This window comes from Sphingobacterium sp. xlx-96 (assembly GCF_011007365.1).
Lineage (GTDB): Bacteria > Bacteroidota > Bacteroidia > Sphingobacteriales > Sphingobacteriaceae > Sphingobacterium > Sphingobacterium luzhongxinii.
The window spans coordinates 1-21,785 of record NZ_WFKM01000009.1; the positions used below are offsets into that span (position 1 = coordinate 1).

The 21,785-nt window shown below is 41.4% G+C and carries 15 protein-coding genes and 1 pseudogene; 15 read left to right on the plus strand and 1 reads right to left on the minus strand.

Going from position 1 to position 21,785, the window contains the following annotated elements; all coding sequences use genetic code 11:
- From G7B20_RS11990 to G7B20_RS12055, 14 genes and pseudogenes are all read left to right on the plus strand, one after another.
- Positions 1 to 720 (plus strand): annotated as a pseudogene (locus G7B20_RS11990) (glycoside hydrolase family 29); the annotation flags it as partial.
- A 10-nt stretch (positions 721 to 730) separates the two neighbouring features.
- Entirely contained in the window at positions 731 to 1,789 is a 1,059-nt protein-coding gene (locus G7B20_RS11995; RefSeq protein WP_164111612.1) for a glycoside hydrolase family protein, read from the plus strand.
- The gene (locus G7B20_RS12000) at positions 1,786 to 2,613 is read left to right on the plus strand and encodes a sialate O-acetylesterase (RefSeq protein WP_164111614.1); all 828 of its coding nucleotides are present in this window, start codon (positions 1,786 to 1,788) and stop codon (positions 2,611 to 2,613) included. Before G7B20_RS11995 ends, G7B20_RS12000 begins: the two co-directional genes overlap by 4 nt.
- A gap of 412 nt (positions 2,614 to 3,025) precedes the next feature.
- Positions 3,026 to 6,211, plus strand: coding sequence for a SusC/RagA family TonB-linked outer membrane protein (locus G7B20_RS12005; protein ID WP_164111617.1), 3,186 nt, complete (start codon positions 3,026 to 3,028; stop codon positions 6,209 to 6,211).
- A gap of 19 nt (positions 6,212 to 6,230) precedes the next feature.
- Complete coding sequence (locus G7B20_RS12010) at positions 6,231 to 8,135, plus strand: RagB/SusD family nutrient uptake outer membrane protein (RefSeq protein WP_164111619.1); 1,905 nt, start codon at positions 6,231 to 6,233, stop codon at positions 8,133 to 8,135.
- Between the two features lie 15 nt (positions 8,136 to 8,150).
- Positions 8,151 to 9,344: a DUF5000 domain-containing lipoprotein gene (locus G7B20_RS12015; RefSeq protein WP_164111621.1), complete on the plus strand. Its 1,194-nt coding sequence runs from the start codon at positions 8,151 to 8,153 to the stop codon at positions 9,342 to 9,344.
- Between the two features lie 26 nt (positions 9,345 to 9,370).
- Positions 9,371 to 10,054 carry a DUF4998 domain-containing protein gene (locus G7B20_RS12020; RefSeq protein ID WP_164111623.1) on the plus strand — a complete coding sequence of 228 codons (684 nt, stop codon included), beginning with the start codon at positions 9,371 to 9,373 and terminating at the stop codon, positions 10,052 to 10,054.
- A 202-nt stretch (positions 10,055 to 10,256) separates the two neighbouring features.
- Complete coding sequence (locus tag G7B20_RS12025; protein WP_205600260.1) at positions 10,257 to 10,913, plus strand: RraA family protein; 657 nt, start codon at positions 10,257 to 10,259, stop codon at positions 10,911 to 10,913.
- Between the two features lies 1 nt (position 10,914).
- Entirely contained in the window at positions 10,915 to 11,220 is a 306-nt protein-coding gene (locus G7B20_RS12030) for a UxaA family hydrolase (RefSeq protein WP_164111625.1), read from the plus strand.
- A 10-nt stretch (positions 11,221 to 11,230) separates the two neighbouring features.
- Positions 11,231 to 12,424 carry a UxaA family hydrolase gene (locus G7B20_RS12035; protein ID WP_164111627.1) on the plus strand — a complete coding sequence of 398 codons (1,194 nt, stop codon included), beginning with the start codon at positions 11,231 to 11,233 and terminating at the stop codon, positions 12,422 to 12,424.
- 23 nt (positions 12,425 to 12,447) lie between these two features.
- A complete protein-coding gene (gene fucP / locus G7B20_RS12040; RefSeq protein ID WP_240452882.1) occupies positions 12,448 to 13,752 on the plus strand; it encodes an L-fucose:H+ symporter permease in 1,305 nt (434 codons plus the stop codon).
- Positions 13,749 to 15,689, plus strand: coding sequence for an alpha-L-fucosidase (locus G7B20_RS12045; RefSeq protein ID WP_164111628.1), 1,941 nt, complete (start codon positions 13,749 to 13,751; stop codon positions 15,687 to 15,689). Before fucP ends, G7B20_RS12045 begins: the two co-directional genes overlap by 4 nt.
- Before the next feature lie 425 nt (positions 15,690 to 16,114).
- Positions 16,115 to 17,158, plus strand: coding sequence for an alpha-L-fucosidase (locus tag G7B20_RS12050; protein WP_164111630.1), 1,044 nt, complete (start codon positions 16,115 to 16,117; stop codon positions 17,156 to 17,158).
- Positions 17,159 to 17,417: 259 nt separating this feature from the next.
- Complete coding sequence (locus G7B20_RS12055) at positions 17,418 to 18,107, plus strand: hypothetical protein (RefSeq protein ID WP_164111632.1); 690 nt, start codon at positions 17,418 to 17,420, stop codon at positions 18,105 to 18,107.
- Between the two features lie 20 nt (positions 18,108 to 18,127).
- Here G7B20_RS12055 and G7B20_RS12060 read toward each other — a convergent pair whose 3' ends face one another.
- Positions 18,128 to 20,551: a TonB-dependent receptor domain-containing protein gene (locus tag G7B20_RS12060; RefSeq protein ID WP_164111634.1), complete on the minus strand. Its 2,424-nt coding sequence runs from the start codon at positions 20,549 to 20,551 to the stop codon at positions 18,128 to 18,130.
- A gap of 257 nt (positions 20,552 to 20,808) precedes the next feature.
- Here G7B20_RS12060 and G7B20_RS12065 point away from each other — a divergent pair, with 257 nt between their 5' ends.
- Positions 20,809 to 21,753: a fasciclin domain-containing protein gene (locus G7B20_RS12065; protein WP_164111637.1), complete on the plus strand. Its 945-nt coding sequence runs from the start codon at positions 20,809 to 20,811 to the stop codon at positions 21,751 to 21,753.
- Positions 21,754 to 21,785 lie beyond the last annotated feature (32 nt).

A 21,785-nucleotide genomic window follows, 5' to 3' on the forward strand; every position in this document is an offset into this window, starting at 1 on the left:
TTCTACCACAACACCCAGCGAGCGGATATCCGCTGGGGAGGCAGTGAGACGGGCAAGGTGACGTATCCATCTTGGGGTACCTATCCCTTCCCTTATTCCCATTCTACGAATCAGAAATTTGTTTTCAAGGACAATTTCCGTCTGCTGAAGGAGGGCGATCCCGATGGTCGATACTACATGCCCGCGATGAGCGATGCCCCTTTGCGGGGCTATAACGGTCGTCACGAATGGTTCTGGGAGCCGGATGATGAAGCGGCTATCTTTCCTCTTTCCAGCCTGATGGATATGTATTACGGATCTGTTGGGCGCAATTCCACGTTGATCCTTGGACTGACACCAGATCCGTCGGGATTACTTCCCGAGGCCGATGCGAAGCGTATCAAAGAGTTTGGTGATGAGATCAGGCGAAGATTCTCGGCGCCACTTGCCAAGACCAGTGGCGAGGGCAATATCTTGACCATGAAGTTGCCCGGATTGCAGACGGTCAACCATATTCAGCTGAAGGAGGATATTGCCCATGGCGAGCGTGTAAGGGAATTTAAAGTGGAGGGCAAAACAAAACAAGGCTGGAAAGTGCTGGCGACGGGGAGTAGTATCGGCCACAAGTATTTGGTCAAGGTGGATGATGTAGAAGTTTCCTCGTTGCGGTTTACAGTTTCCAAGAGCAGGGCAAAAGCCCTGATAAAGGAGTTCGCCGTGTTTGCTGTTACCGAAAAATAAATTTTCAATAATGAAGAAGTTTCTATTAATGATTACTTTTTTATGGATGACCAGCGATAATTACGGTCAAAATATGTCAAAAGATGTGTTGATTAAGGATAAAATTCAACTTCTTTCTGATGATCATATTTTTCAAAGTCCAGATTATTTCAATTGGTGCTCATCTATAATTAAAGACAATGATGGGCAGTATCATTTGTTTTATTCCCGATGGAAGAAAGAGTACGGTTTTACGGGGTGGCTAACCCATTCGGAAATTGCACATGCCGTTTCCGATAAACCTTTAGGCCCATGGACCTATAAGGAGACCGTAATGTCAGGGAGAGGGAAGGGACATTGGGATGCCATAACTGCCCATAATCCGATGATCAAGGAATTTGAGGGCAAGTACTATCTGTATTACGTTTCTACGCAGATGAATAGCAAAGACTACACCGAGAGCGAGTTGATAGAGACAGCTAAGATTGGCTACACGCACCCAAACTGGAAAATACTGCGCCCCAATCAACGTACTGGTGTAGCTGTTGCATCAAATCTCAATGGTCCCTGGGCGCGAATGGACAAACCTTTAATAGAGCCCTCTGGTCCGATAACAACGTTAACGGTAAATCCCTCAATTGCTCAAGGTAAAGATGGAAAGTATTATTTGATTGTAAAAGGCGATAAACCTAATGAAACCCGTTTTATCCGAAATCAGGCAGTCGCCATTTCTGAGTCACCAACAGGCCCATTTATTATGCAATCGAAAGCTGTAATAGAAGACCTGGACACCGAAGATCTCTCGGTATGGTACGATAGATCGAGGGATTCCTTTTATGCCGTATTTCATGCACATACCTTTATTGGAATGATACAATCTAAAGATGGTGTAAATTGGGAGCAAGCACCAGCGTATAAGATCAGTGAGAAAAAAGTTAAAAAAAAGGACGGGAGTTTCCTCTTGCCAGACAGACTTGAAAGACCATTTATTTTTCTGGAGCAAAATGAACCTCGTGTTTTATCCATGGCGGTAAAGAAAGGCAATGATGCTTATATTATATTTCTACCTATTGAGCAATCTATATTATGATTAAAAATTACACCCCCAATCGACTAATTGTATGGGCAATCATCCTGTTAATAAGTCCATTTTTTTCTGGTACAGCAGTTGGCCAAGTCTGGAATCCTGATCAGAGGGAGACCCATGTATTTCTATTGATGGGACAGTCCAATATGGCTGGATACGGAGATATGTTGCCTGAAGATTCTGTAGCTGTGCGAGGCGTGTTTTATATCCCTACTATTGGAAACGAGCCATTTCAGTGGAAAGTAGCGTCACATCCTTTGCACAACCGCTTGAAGTCAGATCGCTTTGGCTTAGGGATTCCGTTTGCAAAAGAATACCAAAAAAAGCACCCTAATGTTATTGTAGGTCTGATTCCCGTTGCGTGGGGAGGTGCGGGTATCGATAGATTAAGTAAAGGGACTTCGGTCTATGCCGATGCTATTAAGAAAGCACTTTTTGCAGCGGGACAAGGAGCCAAGATTAAAGGAGTTCTTTGGCATCAAGGGGAGTCGGATACCGTAAGTGAGGAGTTGGCCACTTCCTATGAGCAAAAGCTCCGGAAGATGATCAGTGATTTGAGAAATGATTTAGGGGTAGTTGATTTGCCGTTTGTTGTCGGTAATCTTGCCGAGTTTTATGGGACAGGACCCGATCATAATGCTCCCCAACGGGTTATTCAAATTAATACCGTTAAACAGACGTTAAGGAACCTGCCCCAAAAAGTTAAGCATACCGGTTTTGTGGAAAGTGTGGGGTGTAAGTCTATCGATCATCACAATGTTCACTTTGATCGTGAATCCTATATTATTCTAGGGAAGAGATACGCAGATAAACTCGAAGAGATATAATTTCCATTCAACATCCATGTAATGCCCTAACGATCCTATGCATTTAATGCAGATCTCACTTAGTTTCCAGATTCGGTCTATGGTCTATTGTTTCAATACGAATGGAACTACTCCTTATTAATCAATATAAATATTAATAAAAATGCATGATTTCATAAAAAATCATGCATTTTTTGTGTTAGACCATGGGCAGTAACTAATTCCATATAGGAAATAATAGATTTATGCTAATATAATCTATCATTTTGCAATATAATCTATTTTTCCTCCTGTATCTTGTTGGTATTTTTATTGTTACAGAAAGTGGTGGGGGTAATTGTTTTCCTTATTTATAGCGGATTGTCTATTGTTGGTTAATGTTCAGAACCTACTCTCTTTTACTTGTATTGAATACCAAAAAAACCAATAAATTATGAAAAGAAAAATTTCACCCTACATCTGCTATTTTCTAAATTGTGTGATGTTGGCTTTTGTATTAATGTCTTTTTTTAGCCTCAAAGCTAATACGCACGAAAAAGATTTAACACGTAATTCTTATTCTAGAGCTAAGGTTGATACCGTCGTACAAGGTATGGTTACAGACAGTGCTAAAAATGGTTTGATAGGCGTATCAGTATCCATTAAAAACAGGCCAGATATTGCGACAAGCACTGATTTAAATGGTCGATATTCCCTGAGCGTGCCTTCTGCCAATTCCGTTCTAGTTTTTAAGATGGTTGGATTTATTACTGAAGAAAAAAATGTTGATCATTCTATTATTGACGTTGTTTTGAGAGAAGACAATTCGACATTAGAAGAAGTACAGGTTGTTGCATTTGGAACTCAAAAGAAAGAAAGTGTTGTGGGAGCAATTACAACGATTAACCCTTCAGAGCTTAAAATCCCTGCAAGCAATTTAACAGCCGCCTTGCAAGGTAGAATTGCAGGGATAATATCTTACCAAAGGAGTGGCGAACCAGGGGTAGACAATGCAGATTTTTTTATCCGAGGTGCGGCAACCTTTGGCTATAAAAAAGATCCACTTATTCTAATCGATGGGCTTGAATTGACTCCCACCGATTTAGCACGTTTGCAACCCAATGATATCGCAAGTTTTTCTGTTTTAAAAGATGCAACTTCTGCTGCAGTATATGGCGCGAGAGGTGCAAATGGAGTAATCTTGGTAACCACAAAAACAGGAACAGAGGGAAAGGCGGAAATAAACTTTCAATATGATGCCGCATTTTCTGAACCTACTAGAAATATAAAACTAGCAGACCCCGTAACGTATATGCGTCTTCACAATGAAGCTGTACTGACCAGGAATCCGTTAGGAAACCAGATTTATTCACCTAATAAAATTGATGGAACGATCAGAGGGGACAATCCACTAGCTTACCCAGCCAATGATTGGATGGATATGCTTTTAAAAGACCGTACTCTTAATCACAGGTCAAACTTAAGTATTAAAGGTGGGGGAAAAGTAGCAAGGTATTATGTGACTGGAACACTTAATCAAGACAATGGCGTTCTAAAGGTGGATAGACGCAATAACTTCAATACGAATATTGATCTGAAATCAAGCTCTCTCCGGTCCAACGTGGATATCAATGTTACCAATTCGACAAAAATGGCTGTTAGGCTTTATGGTAATTTTGATGATTATACTGGTCCAATAAGTGGTGGAAGTGAAGTGTATAACCAGATTATGAATAGTAATCCCGTATTATTTGCCCCTTATTATCCTGCGGATGAAGCAAATGAATTCACCAATCATATACTCTTCGGTAATGCCTTGTCGAATCCTGAAAATGTAAATTCATCGCTTAAAAATAACCCTTATGCTAATATGGTTATGGGGTACAAGGATTATTCACGTTCATTAATGCTAGCTCAAATCGAATTAAGACAAGATCTTTCGGGTATGGTAAATGGGCTAAAAGCGCGTTTGATGGCCAGTACAAATCGACGTTCCTTTTTTGACGTCACAAGGGCTTATACCCCATTTTATTATACGCTACCTGAATCGAGTATATTAAATGATAAATATGTGTTAGAAGGATTGAATCCAGAAAAAGGGGCTGAGACGTTATCCTACAAGGAGGGTGCAAAACAAGTTTCAACAGAAAGCTACATGGAATTCGCCTTAAATTACGATAAAATATTTAACGAAACCCATAATATTAGCGGGTTACTTGTAAGCATATTTAGAAATAGCATTAATGCAAATGCGGGATCTCTTCAGAGCTCATTGCCTTTTAGGAATACCGGCATTTCTGGTCGATTTAGCTATGGTTACGATAGCCGTTATCAGGTTGAGTTCAATTTTGGTTACAATGGTTCTGAACGATTTTATAAAGACAAACGTTTTGGATTTTTTCCTTCTGCAGGGGTAGCGTGGAATGTATCCAACGAAAATTTTTGGAAAGGATTTAAAAATATAGTTTCCAATCTTAAAATAAGAGCAACTTATGGTTTGATCGGTAACGATGCCATAGGATCGCCTACAGATCGTTTCTTTTATCTATCAGAGATTACTTTAAATGATGCGGGGAGAGGCGCTGTATTTGGTCAGAATTTTGAGCGTTCCCGTCCGGGGTATACCGTTAAAAGATATGATAATGAGGATATCACTTGGGAAAGATCCGAACGAATAAATCTAGGTATGGATACTAGAATATTGAACTTCAATGTTACTGTTGATTATTCCAGAGACTACCGTACTAATATTTTAATGGATCGCTCTTACATACCTACAACGATGGGTTTATCTGCAGCCGTAAGAGCCAATACGGGCGCTATGAAATCGGAAGCATTTGAGGCCTCAGTAGATTATAACAAGAATTTTCAAAATTCCACCTGGATCAGTTTGCGGGCAAACTTTACTTACGCTACCAACCGCTTTGAACGTTATGATGAGCCCAATTACCCAGAACCGTACCGAAGCTTGATAGGAAGTCCTGCTAACCAACAGCGAGGATATATCGCAGAGCGTTTATTTATTGATGATCAGGATATTAACAATTCTCCAGTTCAATCTTTTGGCAAATATATGCCGGGAGATATAAAGTACCGAGATATTAATGGAGACGGAAGAATAACAGAGGCCGATCGAGTTGCTTTGGGCTATCCTACCAGTCCTGAAATTGTATATGGTTTTGGTTTTTCTTCTGGCTACAAGAGTTTTGATCTTTCTGCTTTTTTTAGTGGACTGGGCCGCACCTCTTTTTGGATAGATAACGCCGCAACCAATCCCTTTGTAGATGACCAAAGAGGCTTGCTTGAAGTTTATGCACAAAACCATTGGTCCGAAGAGAATCGTAATCTTTATGCTTTATGGCCTCGTCTTAGTAGTGTTGTTGTAGAAAATAACAACCAACGCAGCACCTGGTTTATGCGAAATGGAGCGTTGATGCGCCTGAAACAGGTAGAGTTGGGGTATACCATGGGTAATGAAATTGCAAATAAAGTTTTCATGAAACGGTTACGTATTTATGCAACAGGAAGCAACCTTCTTACCTTCAGTAAATTTAGGCTATGGGAGCCCGAACTAGGTGGTAATGCTTTTAATTACCCGCTTCAGCGTGTGTTTAATCTTGGAATAAATGCTACATTTTAATTGTTAATAGGAACTGAACATGAAAAAAATAATTTATTTAATTGCCTCATTGGTAGGGCTTAGTGTACTGAGCTCCTGTCAAAAGTATCTGGATGTAGTACCAGACAATATCGCCACTTTAGAGGATGCATTTTCCTCAAGAATTCAGGCGGAGAAATCCCTGTTTACTTGTTATTCCTATTTACCTGCCGAAGGAGACCCCCAGGTTAATCCTGCTATGTTGACGAGTGATGAGTTTTGGTTGTTTCCTGGTGTAAGAGGAAATTCTGGGATAAATCCCAACGGCTGGTATATTGCCTTAGGAGAGCAGGGACTTACCTCTCCTTTGTTAAATTATTGGGATGGGGAGAATGGCGGGAAGCCATTATTTAGAGGTATACGTGATTGTAATATTTTTATAGAAAAGATTATGCAGGTACGTGATATTAATTCTTATGAGCGAGACAAATGGATAGGAGAAGCGATGTTCTTAAAGGCCTATTACCACTTTTATTTATTAAGAATGTACGGGCCGATTCCTATTGTTGATAAGAACTTACCCATTTATTCAACCCCTGAAGAGGTGCGGGTAGCACGAAGACCAGTTGATGAATGTGTAGATTATATTGTGAAAACCCTTGATGAAGCGGCTTTGCTTTTACCGGAAAAGGTTGATTTGCCTCTTGAAGAATTGGGACGGATTACAAAACCGATTGCTTTGTCCATAAAAGCGAGGGTATTGCTTATGGCTGCAAGCCCCTTGTTTAACGGGAATTCTGATTTTGCCAGTATGAAAAATAAGGACGGGCAAATACTTTTTAATCAGGCCTATGATGCATCGAAATGGGAGAGGGCTCTAAAAGCGACCCAAGATGCTATAGATCTAGCAGAATCTGTAGGTGTTCAATTGTATAAGTTTCAACCCACAATTATAACAGGTCCGCTTTCTCAAGAAACCACAAGGATCTTGTCGCTTCAAAATGCGGTAACTGAACGTTGGAATTCTGAAATTATTTGGGGTTTAACGAATAATGATACGAGAATGATGCAATCTATATCAATGGCTCGGTTACAGAATAATTATGGTGTGGCTTCTTCGATGGCCCCTACCCACCGAATGGTAGAACTTTTTTACACCAAGAACGGTGTACCCATTTCAGAGGATAAGAATTTGAGTTTTACCAATAGGAACGACCTTCGTGCGGGCACTGCTGCAGAGAAGTTTTATATTAAGCAGGGCTATCAAACTGCGCGGATTAATTTTGAAAGAGAGCCACGTTTTTATGCAGATATGGCTTTTGATGGCGGAATATGGTATGGGATAGGCAAATATGCTGATGGCGGGGATGTTTGGTATGTACAAGGTAAATTTGGTCAAAATGCGGGAAGACGTGACATTACACGATTTTCTTCTACGGGTTATTGGCCCAAAAAGTTAGTGAATTATTTAACGACACAGGCAGCAGGTGGGGAATTTAGTACCCAGCGTTATACTTGGCCAGTGATGCGCCTGGCCGATCTTTATTTAATGCATGCAGAGTCTTCAAACGAAGTAAACGGTCCCAATGCAGATACCTTTAAATATTTGGATAGGATTAGAGAAAGAGCAGGATTAAAAGATGTTATGTATTCTTGGTCAAATTTTTCTACAGAACCATCAAAGCCAGCTACCAAAGAAGGCATGCGCAGCATTATTAGACAAGAGAGGATGATTGAAATGGCATTCGAAGGAAGTAGGTTTTGGGATTTGCGCAGATGGAAGGAAGCACCTACAGTTTATAATGGTCCTATTAAAGGGTGGGATATAGAACAAAAAGATGCTGTAAATTATTACAGGGAAAAAGTTTTAGATTATCAGACATTCCAGCTAAAAGATTACTTCTGGCCAGTGAAGGATAATAATATTTTAGTCAACAGTAATCTAATTCAAAATATAGGTTGGTAATAAAGTTAAGGAAATATGAAAAAGATATATATAATACTTATCAGTTTTTTGATTGCAGCCTGCATCCAAAGCTGCTCCGAAGATCTTGGTGTAAGCAAGCCATTGCTCAATGATGATAAGGCTCCGGGCAAGATTTTGGATGTTCGTATAGAAAATAGACCCGGTGAAGCTAAGCTCGTTTATAAAATACCCGGCGACAATGATTTGTTGTATGTTAAAGCTGAATATGAAATTCGCCCAGGGGTCAAAAGAGAGGTGCGCTCATTTAAAACGAATGATTCATTAATTGTGGATGGTTTTGGTCTTGCTAAAGAATATGAGGTAAAGCTGTATGCGGTAGATAATGGAGAGAACATATCTGAACCAATTACCGTAAGAGTAAATCCTTTAAACCCTCCCGTGCAGACGGTGCTTCAGCATCTGCAGATTATTAATGATTTTGGGGGAGTTGGTTTGCTCTATGATAATCCATCAAATGCAGAGTTGTCATTTGTCGTCGTTAAAAAACAGGACGGAGATCAAGATTTGTTGGTCAAAACTTTTTATACCAAAGCTAAGGAAGGGGCTTTTAACATTAGGGGGTATCCGGTAGAGCCTATCGTATTCGGTGTATATATTAAGGACAAGTTCGGAAATCTTTCTGAGACAGTGTATAAAAATATTTTGCCCATTGAGGAAGTGCGGTTGGATAGGTTAAAATTTTCAGAATATACTTTACCTACCGATGTGGGGATCCATTCAGACAGCTGGAAAATATCCAATATGTGGGACGATAAATTCGGAGAGAAACAGGGCTTTCACTCAAGCCCTTCTATAGAAATTGTGATGCCGATATGGGTGACTTTTGATATGGGCGTAAAAGCAAAACTTAGCCGCTTTAAGCAATTTCAGCGAACTTCTACACCAAATGCTGTATTTGATCACAATAACCTTAAAAGGTTTGAACTCTGGGGTAGCAATAACCCTTCGACAGACGGAAGCTGGGATAGTTGGGTTTTATTGGGTACTTACGAATCCATAAAACCATCCGGACTTCCTAGAGGTACGGTTACCAATGAAGATGTAGCCTATGCAAAGGCCGGTGAAGAATTTAATGTACCTACCTCCGCTCCAGCTGTGAGGTACATTCGGGTTAAGGCATTAGAAAATTGGTCGGGTGGTCATATAATGCAGATTGCAGAAATGCAATTTTGGGGACAAGTACAATAACATAGTGGTTTTTAGAAACAAGTATTATGAAATATTACAATAAATTATACGTCATGGTGGCAATAGCTTGTACGTTATTTATCGCCTGTTCAAAGATGAATGACCCTATTGCTGAGTATGTCAAAAATGGAGAGATTATTTACTCCACGCGTTTAGATTCGCTAAAAGTATTCTCTGGCAATGAGCGGGTCAAGCTTACCTGGTTGTTGCCTGCCAACCACTCGGCAGTCAAAGCTGTGGTATATTGGGATGGTAAAAAACATTCTCGTGAATTGCCTTTGCAAAAAACTTTGGTTAATAATTATGAATTCACCATGGAGGCTATGACCGAAGGATACTATTTGTTCAGTATTTATACCTTTGACAAAGCGGGGAATGCTTCTATAAAAAGTGAGATCAGCGCAGTGGTGTATGGAGAGCGGTATCGTAAGGACTTGCTTAATCTGGTATACACCAAATTAAGCAAGTTGACCCAAGGGGTTTCTATTAATTGGGCCGTGGCAGAAAAAGCTATGGTCGCCGTTGACGTGGAATATACTGATATGGAGGGAAGAATAAAAATCAAAAGAACACCTACTACAGAGAAAATCACAACCATTATTGATGCTGATTCAAATAAACCGATTCGTTATCGAACAGTTTTTAATCCGGGTTTAAATGCTATAGATGTATTTTTATCTGATTGGACAGGCTATATTACTGTAGATTAAATAACACATTGCCAGCTAGATATCCGTTTTTTTGCTTAACAAGCTTTTTCGGGAATGATTAGCTTTGTTAAGCCTTTTTGCCTAATAGATTTTTATCCATCATTTTGTATAATTATCTATTTTCATCATTATTTCTTTACGGTACCTTGGCTTTAGTTTTTGGTGAAACAACCGTTTCATTTTTGTTTAATAGATTTATGTTATGTCGAGTATCAAAGAGTTATCAGAGCGTTTAGAACAATGTTATACGGGAGCTGTATACGATGTATTGCGAGATATGGGGTATCCCAAGCAGTTCCTTCCTTATCATATAAGACCTGTAAATGTTCAGCATAAGATAGCGGGGCCAATTTTCACGATTTCTGGAAATACCGAAGAGGAGATCGATAAGGAGACATCATTGTTGAAGTGGTGTGAAATGTTGTCTAAAGCACCATCAGGACATGTATTGATTTGTCAACCCAACGATGATACCGTTGCCCATATGGGCGAGTTATCAGCAGAAGCCTTAACGTTAAAAGGGGTAAGAGGATATATTGTTGAAGGAGGCTGTCGAGATACCACTTTTATCGAGTCAATTGGTTTTCCTGTGTTTTGTACTTATTTTAGTCCAAAGGACGTCGTAGCTACTTGGTCCGTTAAAGAATTGGGTGAAAGTATTACCATTGGAAATGTTTTCATTCGAACCGGAGACTATGTGTTAGCAGATCGTGACGGCGTAATTATAATACCTAAAGAAATAGTTATAACCGTGTTGGAGACCACCGAGGCTGTATTAAGAACAGAGAATTTAGTGCGCAAAGCTATACTAAGCGGGGTAGACCCTGTTACAGCATATTTAGAATTTAAGAAGTTTTAAAATGGACAAAAAAGCTATCAAGTTACATGTCTTGGATAATGTGCAAATAGTTATTGAAGATATCAATCAAGGAGACTTTTTAGCACTTTCAAACGAGCGCGTATTAATGGATGTTAAGATTGGTATAGGCTCTAAAATAGCTGATCAGACTATTCAAGAGGGACAAAAGATTATGAAATATGGGGTACCCATTGGATCAGCCACAACCACTATTGAAAAAGGCGAATGGGTTCATCTCCATAATATGAAGAGTGATTATATTCCCACTTTTACGCACCACAGAGAATTTAAAGAAGATGTAATTTAAACACGTAACCATGCAATGGAAAGGGTATTTGCGACAAGATGGTCGAAAAGGAATTCGTAATTATATATTAGTAGTTTACCTGGTCGAATGTGCGCACCATGTCGCCCGGGAAATTACTCAACAATTTAAAGGAGCACCTGTTCAATTAATCGGTTTTTCGGGCTGCTATCCGAACGAGTACGCCGATCGTATTATGAATGCACTCTGTACACATCCCAATGCCGGTGCTGTGTTATTGGTTTCATTGGGCTGTGAGAGTTTTAATCGAAGCAGGTTGGCATCCACCATCGAAGCTTCGGGTAGGCCCGTCCATACTATCGTCATTCAGGAGAGCGGAGGCACAAGAAGATCAATTGATGAAGGGGTATCCTGGATCCAAGATGCGTTGGAGCAGCTACAGAACACACCGACTACTCCGATGTCTATTGAAGAGCTTATCGTGGGCACAGTATGCGGGGGCAGTGATGCCACTAGTGGCATCACTGCCAATCCAGCTGTTGGTCGTGCTTTCAACAAATTGATAGCAGCGGGCGGTACCGCTATTTTTGAAGAGACCGGCGAAATGATCGGTTTGGAATCGATTATGAGCAGCCGTGCGGTCACCCCTGAGTTGGCGGTTGAGCTCAAGCAGTCTGTAGTAAAAGCGGCTAGGTATTATACCTTAATGGGGCATGGTAGTTTTGCTCCCGGCAATGCGGATGGCGGGCTCACGACTATCGAAGAGAAGTCGATGGGAGCATATAGCAAAAGCGGTGATTCGGTTATAAGCGGGCTTATTAAACCTGGAGACCGTCCCCATAAGCCTGGTTTATACCTGATGGATGTAGTGCCAGACGGAGATCCTAAGTTTGGATTCCCCAATATTAATGATAATGCGGAGATCGTAGAAATGATCGCTAGCGGTTGTCACCTGATTCTTTTTACGACAGGAAGAGGTTCTGTCGTTGGCTCAGCGCTATCTCCCGTAATAAAAATATGCGCCAATCCCCACACCTATCAAAAATTGCAAGAAGATATGGATATCAATGCAGGCACCATTCTAGAAGGAAAGGCAGGCCTAGATGCGGTAGGGCAAGAGATATTTGCCATGATCCAGCAAGTAGCTTCTGGTCAGCCCACCTGTTCCGAACAATTAGGTCACCAAGAGTTTGTTTTGACCTATAAAACTTTTTTACCACTAGGACCTTCTTGCTTGCCAGCTTGAGGCCATCTTATAAATTTGATTTTATGACATCAAATACAGCTACAAAATCTAGTGCAACGTCTAAAAAAACAGGCTTTATGTGGGGCACGGTATTGGTTGTCAGTTTGTTTTTTCTTTGGGCAATTACGGCAAATTTGCTACCCGTTCTTATTCCCCATTTGAAAACAGCTTGTCGATTGACCGATTTAGAATCTTCCTTGATAGATTCCGCATACTGGATAGCTTATTTTTTAATTGCCCTACCTGCCGGGTTATTTATGAAGAGGTTTGGTTACAAGCAGGCGATTATACTAGGTTTAGTATTAGCCGCAATAGGTGCCTTTTTATTTTATCCAGCAGCAGAATCCCGTTCCTATCCCTTCTTTCTTTTTGCGCTTTTTATTTTAGCGTCAGGGATGACTTTCTTAGAAACATCGGCCAATCCATTTATTATGATTCTGGGCGATTCTGCGACGGCCTCGCAGCGGCTCAACTTTGCGCAGGCTTTCAACGGGTTAGGCGCATTTATTGCAACCATGTTTCTTAGTAAATTGATTATCGGCAGAGAGGTCAAGTCTCCGGATGAGCTGAAGCTACTTTCGCCCGAAGCGTTGGATCATTATTACTCCCTGTTATTTCATAAATTGAAGACACCTTACGTTGCTATTGGTGTTGTTCTGCTCATTATTGCCTTCCTATTCGTTGTCGCAAAGTTTAATCTGAAAAATGCTGATGTACCCGAACACATTAAGGAGCCAGATGAAAGCCAAATTGCGCAGTTGAAACGTACACAGTTGAGATGGGGCATAATTACACAATTCTTCTATGTAGGCGCGCAAGTTTGTATTTCTAGCTTTTTTATATTGTATTGCACCTCCATCGTTGGTATCAGCGAGTATGAATCCACCAGCTATTTAGGGCTTTTATTATTAGGATTTATGCTTGGCCGTTATATCGGAGCGTTCCTTATGAAGTATGTAGATGCGGCAAAGATGTTGTTGATATATGCCTCAATCAGCCTTTTTCTGATGTTGTATATTGTAGTTGTAGGAGGTCTTGAGGCTATTTACGCCTTCATTGGGGTTGAGTTTTTTATGTCGATCATGTACCCCACTATATTTTCGCTTTCTGTACGCAACTTAGGCAGAGGCACGCCCATAGCTTCATCCTATATGGTGATGGCTATTATCGGAGGGGCGGTATTCCCTCCCTTGCTTGGATACATATCCGATATGAGCGGCAGTATCCAGTTGGCTTACCTGGTACCGCTCCTTTGTTTTATACCTGTTGCCCTTTTTGGCTGGGCGCAAAGGAGTAAAAAGCAAGAAAGGGATCAATTACGGAGATGAACAATATTTTAAAGCCTATAATAGTATGTTTTTCAGTGGTATTCTGGTCTACCGGAATATTGTGTGGACAATCTGGATCACCCGCCCCATATGGACCAATACCGAGTCCCGCACAGCTCAAATGGCATGAGACTGAAATGTATGCGATGATTTGTTTTGGGTTAAATACCTATACCGATCAAGAATGGGGCTATGGAGATGTAGATCCTAAATTATTTAACCCCGAATTTTTTAATGCAGAACAAATCACCAACGTTTTAAAAGAGGCGGGTTTTAAAGGGCTTTTGTTGGTGGCCAAGCATCATGACGGTTTTTGTTTGTGGCCCACCACGACCACCGCATATTCTATCGCTGCCAGTCCCTGGAAGGAAGGTAAAGGAGATATGGTGAAAGAATTTGAAACTGCTACTCGTAAAGTCGGATTAAAGTTTGGCCTTTATAATTCACCCTGGGATCGGAATAGTTCAACTTATGGTACACCAGCGTACATTGACATTTACCGGGAGCAATTGAATGAATTGAACAGTAACTATGGCCCCCTGTTTATTTCTTGGTTTGACGGAGCAAATGGAGGTGATGGTTATTATGGCGGAGCCCGAGAAACGAGGAAGATCGATCGCTTTTCCTACTATGGATGGCAAACAACTTGGAGTTTAATTCGCCAAAAGCAACCAGAAGCTGTTATTTTTAGTGATATCGGACCCGACGTACGTTGGGTAGGCAATGAGAAAGGTATTGCCTCAGAAACAAGTTGGTCGACTTTCACTCCAAAAGGCGGAACTGCTATAAATAAGCCAGCACTGGGAGATAGTCGGTATAAGGAGGCACCTAGTGGCCATAGAGATGGAAAGTACTGGATTCCTGCCGAGTGCGATGTGCCTTTGAGACCGGGATGGTACTATCACGCTTCACAGGATAGTCAGGTAAAAACACCTGCTGAGTTATTTGATATTTACTTCAAAAGCGTTGGAAGGGGAGCTGCACTAGATCTGGGTATCGCCCCAGATAAGAGAGGGCTGTTGCACGACAATGATGTTAAAGCTTTAAAAGGATTTGGGGATCTTTTAAAGCAGACTTTTTCCGCTAATTTATTAGCGAAGGCCACTATAACAACCTCCAATATACGTGGAGGGGAAGCCCGTTTTGGGCCTGAAAATTTATTAGATAATAACCGCAATACCTATTGGGCCACGGATGACAGTGTGACAACACCTGAGTTTATTATTAAGTTAAAGATCCCACAGCGATTCAATATTATCCAGCTGAGGGAGTATATCGCACTAGGGCAGCGTATCGAGGCTTTTGCGGTAGATATATGGAAGGATAATGTTTGGGAGGAGGTCGCTCAAGGTACTTCGGTGGGCGCGCAGCGTTTGTTGAGGATGCCTGCTTTTGTAAGCACAGATCGTATACGGGTACGTATTTTGAAAAGTCCCGTATCTCCTGTTTTGAGTGATTTTGCGGTATTCGCCGAGCCGGACTCTTTATTGGCATCTGTAATCCAGAGAAAAGAAATTGTATCTACTCCCAAAAAAGATTGGCGTATACTTTCTGCCCCTGGTGGTGCGAATAAGGCAAAAGCCTTAATAGAAGATAGCGCCGATATTTGGCAAGGCCCTTTTGATAAAAAGAATTCTTTCAACAATCAGATCATTATAGATATGGGGGCAGCTCAAGAAATTTCAGGCATATTATTTACCCCACCTTCCGAAGCTTTCAGCGCAGGACTAATGGATAAGTACCGGTATTCTGTAAGTTTAGATGGGATAAATTGGCAGGAGGAGATCATGGGCGAATTAGGCAATATTCGGGCTAACCCGCTTCAACAGATCATCCCGTTTGCTGAAAAAAGAACGGTAAGGTATATAAAGTTTATACCGATTCATCTGACAGACGAAGGAGCAATAATCAGAATTGCAGAATTAAGCACCTATTGAGAGTAATGGGGCCTTATTGATAGACCTCCTAATCCAGCATCGAAGTGCTTCATGTCAATAGGTTACGTGGTCGTCTTTTTTGAAAGACTTCCGGATCACGCTTTTTGGAAGTCCATTCGGCCAGTGTACGGCCCGCAATGGATCATCTGCAGGTAGCTCCCATTTAAGGAGCCCCAACGCTAGCGGACGTAATACCCCATTACAGGCTGTTTAATTCTATGCTCCGTATAGTTTAGTCCATTACTATTGTAGAATCGTCTATTTTCTAGTAGATGTGCGGTTAGTATATTGCCTTCTGGTGACGATTATTAATCATTCATTTTATTTGATATTGATTGAAAGCAGGAATAGTATAGACCATATTGTTTTACTCCATCTTAAGACGGACAAGAACGCATTAAAACAAAGTAATACATCTAGAAGTTATGAAAATAAATGATTTATCAAGACGTAAGTTTATTACGGCATGTTCCGCATTTTCAGTATTGCCCATGGTTTCCAGTGCGCTTTCGGCGACGAGCGCTATAGCACCTGACAAAGCAGCAGCTAGGCTGAATGACAAGGACAATACGAAAGGGCTTAATTTTGGCATGTTTATTTGCTGGTCGTTTAGTACGTTCTCTGACCGAGAGTGGACAAGAGGAATAAAAGATCTGTCTATCTTTCAGCCTACGGGATTAGATACTGACCAATGGTGTCGAGTTGCGAAAGAGGCCGGCATGGATTATATTCTCTTTCTTACGAAACATCATGATGGATTTGCGTTATGGGATACGCAGACGACCTCTTGGAAAGTTACTAACAGTGTGCTTCAAAGAGACGTTTTGAAAGAGCTTCAGAAGTCCTGTAAAAAGTACGAACTCAAATTGGCATTATACTTTTCCGAAGGAGATTGGACCTGGATACCGCAAGATCTGAATCCAGAAGACTTTGTAAAGCCCGAGAAATATTGGTGGATGGGAAGGAGCAGTGAATTGAAAAAGGCACAGTTAAAAGAGCTATGTACAAATTATGGACCTATCGCATATTTTTGGATGGACCACGCACAATCTGACGGAGGGCTTAGTCATACCGAGACAGCGGCATGGGTTAAGAAGTTTCAACCGGATTGTCTGGTCGGTTTTAATCACGGAGAAGTGGCCGGAGATATTCGTTTAGGCGAGATGGGTAAACCAGGGCCATTGGATAGTGCCGAGGGAGGAGGTCCATACAACAAGGTGGTGCACAAAGATTTTAAGCGTGCAGAGTTTACCTATCCGATTTTAGGTAAAGGAGGAAGATGGTTTTATACAAGTCCCAAAAATGACGGAGAAGCTTTAAATCCGGAAAAAATATACGAAGACTATAAAGGAGCTATAAAATACAATAACCTTTTTGCACTGGACGTCGGTCCTGATAGAGAAGGCAAACTTCGGGATATTGATGTAAAAGTTTTACAGCAAGTTGGTAAGTTGATACGAGGGAGATAAAAGTTTATGTTCGAAATAGAAAAATAGAAAATTGTGGTTTTCCGGGCTATTATCCAAGTTTTGTCATGATTTTCTTTTCACTTGAAAAGAAAAAACGCCTGAAGCGGGAGCTTCAGGCGTTTTTAACTAACCAATTATTAACCTAAATTATGAATACTAAAGACATCTCCAATACCGTGCCAAAATTAAATTATAGCGTCGTGTTATTGTTAAAATGCTTAATTTAGACCGTAATAAAAAGATGGACAGCACTATTTGGATGAAAAAGATTACGGGTGTAACTTTCGTTGCATTATCGCTATGTCTTATGATTTCGTGCGCTACACAAAAGAAATATAGTCAGCAATGGTATTTTGATAGTCTTGAGGGCTGGGACTTTGATCATCAGGATGACAATCCTTTGAACCAACTTGAAGTTGAAAACGGAATTTTAAAGATTTTTACCCGAGCCCACTCCCGTGATCGAAAAAAGATAAGGACAGCAGAAAAAAAATATACTTCCGGCCGGTACACTTGGAAGACTTATATCCCGGTTATGGGTACACGTGATCAAGCTAGTGTTGGCTCTTGGATTTATGCAGACGATAGGCATGAGCTCGACTTCGAAGTTGGTCACGGCAAGGAAGCAGAACGAAAGAAAGTAAATGCTGCTTCGGATGAAATGTTGGTCTATATGACTTCACAGGCCTTTCCTTTTTCGTCGCGTGTCGTAGCTGTCAAACCAGGCTGGCATATCTTTGAAATCGATTTGACGCTTAGAGACGATAGGTATTTTGTGACCTGGTGGATTGATGAAGTAAAGCACCACGAGTTACAGCTCGAATACGGAGCAGAAATATCTTTTTATATCTATTGTAGTGTTGAGAATCTCAAGTTTATCGGAGACCACATCCCAAAACAGCAGAACTATGGGTTGTTCGAATACGTAAACTATCAATATCATAGGTAAAAGAATAGGGTTTATTGTGTCTAGAATTCAAATATAAATCCTATGGATGGTACAGCAGTTGTGTTGCGGTCATTTAAAATTAAAGGAACCGCATTGGCACCATCACTTGAGACAGGCTTGCCATCCGTTGTTAAAAAATTACTGTTGTCGGCGTTGCGTTCGAAGGTATACTTGGGCAATGAAGGCGTTTTAAACAACAGCGCATTCTGTAGATCGGCAAACACGATAAGGCTTGTTTGTCTGAAATTAAACTTTTTGTCCACCCGTATATCAAGCTGTTGAAAGACAGATAATCTTTCGCTATTGAGTTGTGTATAATCCAATACTCCGCGACCCAACGTCAAATATTGGGCTCTGGAAGCCGCCGGATCGAAAGGGGTATAAGGTTGGCCGCCCGCAGCCCTATATTTTATGCCAACATCCAGGTTTTTCTTAAACTTATACCCGAGGGTAGCCGAGATCGTATAGCCATAGTCCCAGGTCGAAGGCTTAAACACGCCATCGCTACCTGAAAAGACAGATTTAAACAGGGTAGCACTCGCAATGTAAAATAAATTGCGGATCAACTTCTGCTGTACGTATGCTTCGGCACCGTAGACTTTGCCCTCGCCTTGGGAAGTATAGGAGTCGTTGCCTACAGCCGAGAAATCAGTGCCTACATTAGCCAACGAGATACCATCGGTGCGGGACACGGGATAATTATTATATCTTTTGTAAAAGGCCTCGACAGTAAATCTAAAATCATTGCGGGGTACAAATTGTGTACCCAAGGTATAATGGACCGAATTGATGTACTTTAAGTCTTTATTAACCAGTTGCTCATTTATGTCTCTATAGCCCAGTGCCGTATAGATAGGCAACTTATAATAGCTTCCTATCGAACCGGATATATTCCATTCTGGACTAAGGACATACGACATGGACACCCGGGGCGAGAGAGATTTAAGCGGATTCCTACCACCAGACGTAAAAGTATTCATATCCGTGCGTGCACCCGCTGATAGCAGTACGCGCTCCTCCCAAAGGTATTTGCTCAAATGTATATATCCGCCCAGTTTAAAAAAATCAATAGCCGAACGCGTATTCACAGTTACCGCTGGGCTGCTCACCTTCCCTTGTCCATCGGAGGTTTCGGCTTTTACCGTATTAAACAGATCGACATCATATTTCGAATATTGTGCTCCCAGGCCATAACTCCACTTCCAGCCATCGTTGTATTTATTGACATCCAGACGCAATTTATTTTCACTCTCATGGCTCTGCAAGCTAAATAATTTATTGCCCTCGGGTACGGCATTATTGGCATACCGGTCAGCGCCATTAAAGGACATGTTGCGACTCAAGGCAAGCGTATAATATCCTTGATCTACCAAGCGCTTGAATGATGCCCCCATCGTGTAGTTCCATTGTTTGATCAAAGGGTTAGACCTTAAAATATATTCTTTATTTACATCCACAGATTTAGGCGGCTCTAATTTAAAATTATCGATAGCCCCCAGACCGATCAGGGTCAACTCCGATTTGCTGTCGATCTTATGGTTTACTTTATATTGAAAATCCCAATAATCCGGACGTATGGGGAGATCTAAAAGTTTGAACAAAAATTGCAGATAAGATCGTCGTGCAGAGGCCAAGAAGGTCGTCTTTGGCCCCAAGGGCCCTTCAAAAGTGGTCGCAAATTCACTTCCGGATAAGCGTACATTCCCGGCGAGTCTATCCGGGTTGCCATTGCGCTGCTTGATGACAAAAGTGGAGGCCAGCGCATTATCGTATTTACTGTCAAATGCCGACGAAGAAAGCTGAACATCGTCTATAAACGAAACATTCAAAATACCTGTAGCTCCGCCACTGGCGCCCTGCGTCTGAAAATGGTTCAGTACAGGTATCTCTATACCGTCAAGATAATACACATTTTCTCCAGGGCCACCTCCGCGTACAATAATGTCATTACGATTGGCGCTGGTACCACCGGACACGCCAGGGAGTACCTGGATCACTTTAGAAACATCGAAATTGCCCCCGGGGTTAGCGCGGATTTCTTCAGAAGTTAATTTCTGTGTCGACAGTAGTGTGATCCGGTCTGTAGCACGTACCGTAGGTCTTATTTTGACAGCAACCTCTTCCAGGAGCTGCGACGAGGGGCTGAGTTCAATAGTTAAAAATTGTGGATTACCCGCATTCACATTGATATTGTAACTATGAAAGGGCACAAATCCTAAAGCAGTACATTCGATATTATATTTACCCGTAGGCACCACGATACTGAATGTACCTTGTGGGGTAGGTTGGGCGAGAAGAGTATCCAGTCCTATAATCCTAATTGTCGCAGAAGATACCGGCTGCTGGCTCTGGATATCTAGCAGCTTTCCGCTTATTAACCCGGTCGTCTGGGCAGTTAAGCGAAGCGTTAATAAGGTCAGAATTGATAGTAATCCTATTTTCATGGGACAAAGCTAATTAAAGTGTAAAATTAAACTATTTTACGGATCAAAATCCTAAATATCTCAAAAAAAAGAAGCTACACAGATGCCTATAAGTTGATTTTTTAAAATAAGCACCTGTTTAACAGTTGTTTATATTTGTTTGGTATAATAATATTCTAAAATTAAAACATTTAGTAGGTTTTGCTGTTTAAAAAACATTATTATTGTATAATATTACACCAAATGATTTAAAAAAACACTAATTAAACGCAAAAAGTATGAAAACATTCAATTTATTTAAAAGCGGTCTGCTGGCAGTTTGTGCACTTATGATGGTCTCTTGTTCAGATAAAGAGGACAGCCCAAATCCACAGGAAGAGAAAACCATTACCGCCATAGTGAGTAGTGACAATAACTTCTCGATACTTAAAGCAGCGGTCGTTCGTGCAGGATTAGCCGCTACGTTAGATGGTACAGGGCCTTTTACCGTATTCGCACCAACAAATGCCGCCTTTCAAAAAGCTGGTTTCAGCAACGAAGCTAGCATCGCTACAGTCCCTGTAGAGACACTCAAGTCCATACTTCTATACCATACCGTCGCAACCAAGGCTACAGCTGGATCGCTACCTACGGCATCCAACACCGCCGTAAAGACTGTCCAAGGGGCTGATATCTACGTGACCAAAAGTGCTGCCGGTGTCTATGTAAACGGGGCTATGGTGACAAAAGCTGATGTCACTGCCAAAAATGGCGTGATCCATGTTATTGACAATGTGTTGATGCCACCTACAGGCAACATCGTGCAGGTACTCTCCGGTAAGCCAGACTACAGCTTCCTTGTTGCTGCCGTGGTGCGTGCGAGTCAAGGAGCGGTCAATGTAAAAGCAGTATTAGAAGCGAACGGCCCTCTGACCGTATTTGCGCCCACGAATCAAGCTTTCATACAGGCGGGATTTGCATCGGTACAAGCCGTACAAGCTGCCGATCCGGCAACACTGACCAGCATTCTTACAGGTCACGTCGTCGAGGGTAGGATATTTTCGAATGCTGTACAGAATAACCTGAGCGTGAAAACCCTAGCGCAGAATAATATCGTATTCGGGGTAGGCAGTAGCGTGACGGTAAAAGGAAACGGAAATACCACCGCTGCAACGGTTACGTCCGTAAACTTAACAACAACCAATGGTGTGATTCATACAATTGATAAAGTATTACTACCGTAAGGAGACTTACACCTTAAAAGCCTTTGGTGCAT

Bases quoted from the DNA above. Each gene is read 5' to 3' on its own strand.
- fucP (WP_240452882.1), top strand. From the start codon at position 12,448: ATGACATCAAATACAGCTACAAAATCTAGTGCAACGTCTAAAAAAACA.
- G7B20_RS12045 (WP_164111628.1), top strand. From the start codon at position 13,749: ATGAACAATATTTTAAAGCCTATAATAGTATGTTTTTCAGTGGTATTC.
- G7B20_RS12000 (WP_164111614.1), top strand. From the start codon at position 1,786: ATGATTAAAAATTACACCCCCAATCGACTAATTGTATGGGCAATCATC.
- G7B20_RS12010 (WP_164111619.1), top strand. From the start codon at position 6,231: ATGAAAAAAATAATTTATTTAATTGCCTCATTGGTAGGGCTTAGTGTA.
- G7B20_RS12020 (WP_164111623.1), top strand. From the start codon at position 9,371: ATGAAATATTACAATAAATTATACGTCATGGTGGCAATAGCTTGTACG.
- G7B20_RS12065 (WP_164111637.1), top strand. From the start codon at position 20,809: ATGAAAACATTCAATTTATTTAAAAGCGGTCTGCTGGCAGTTTGTGCA.
- G7B20_RS12060 (WP_164111634.1), bottom strand. From the start codon at position 20,551: ATGAAAATAGGATTACTATCAATTCTGACCTTATTAACGCTTCGCTTA.
- G7B20_RS12035 (WP_164111627.1), top strand. From the start codon at position 11,231: ATGCAATGGAAAGGGTATTTGCGACAAGATGGTCGAAAAGGAATTCGT.
- G7B20_RS12015 (WP_164111621.1), top strand. From the start codon at position 8,151: ATGAAAAAGATATATATAATACTTATCAGTTTTTTGATTGCAGCCTGC.
- G7B20_RS12050 (WP_164111630.1), top strand. From the start codon at position 16,115: ATGAAAATAAATGATTTATCAAGACGTAAGTTTATTACGGCATGTTCC.
- G7B20_RS12055 (WP_164111632.1), top strand. From the start codon at position 17,418: ATGAAAAAGATTACGGGTGTAACTTTCGTTGCATTATCGCTATGTCTT.
- G7B20_RS12025 (WP_205600260.1), top strand. From the start codon at position 10,257: ATGTCGAGTATCAAAGAGTTATCAGAGCGTTTAGAACAATGTTATACG.
- G7B20_RS11995 (WP_164111612.1), top strand. From the start codon at position 731: ATGAAGAAGTTTCTATTAATGATTACTTTTTTATGGATGACCAGCGAT.
- G7B20_RS12030 (WP_164111625.1), top strand. From the start codon at position 10,915: ATGGACAAAAAAGCTATCAAGTTACATGTCTTGGATAATGTGCAAATA.
- G7B20_RS12005 (WP_164111617.1), top strand. From the start codon at position 3,026: ATGAAAAGAAAAATTTCACCCTACATCTGCTATTTTCTAAATTGTGTG.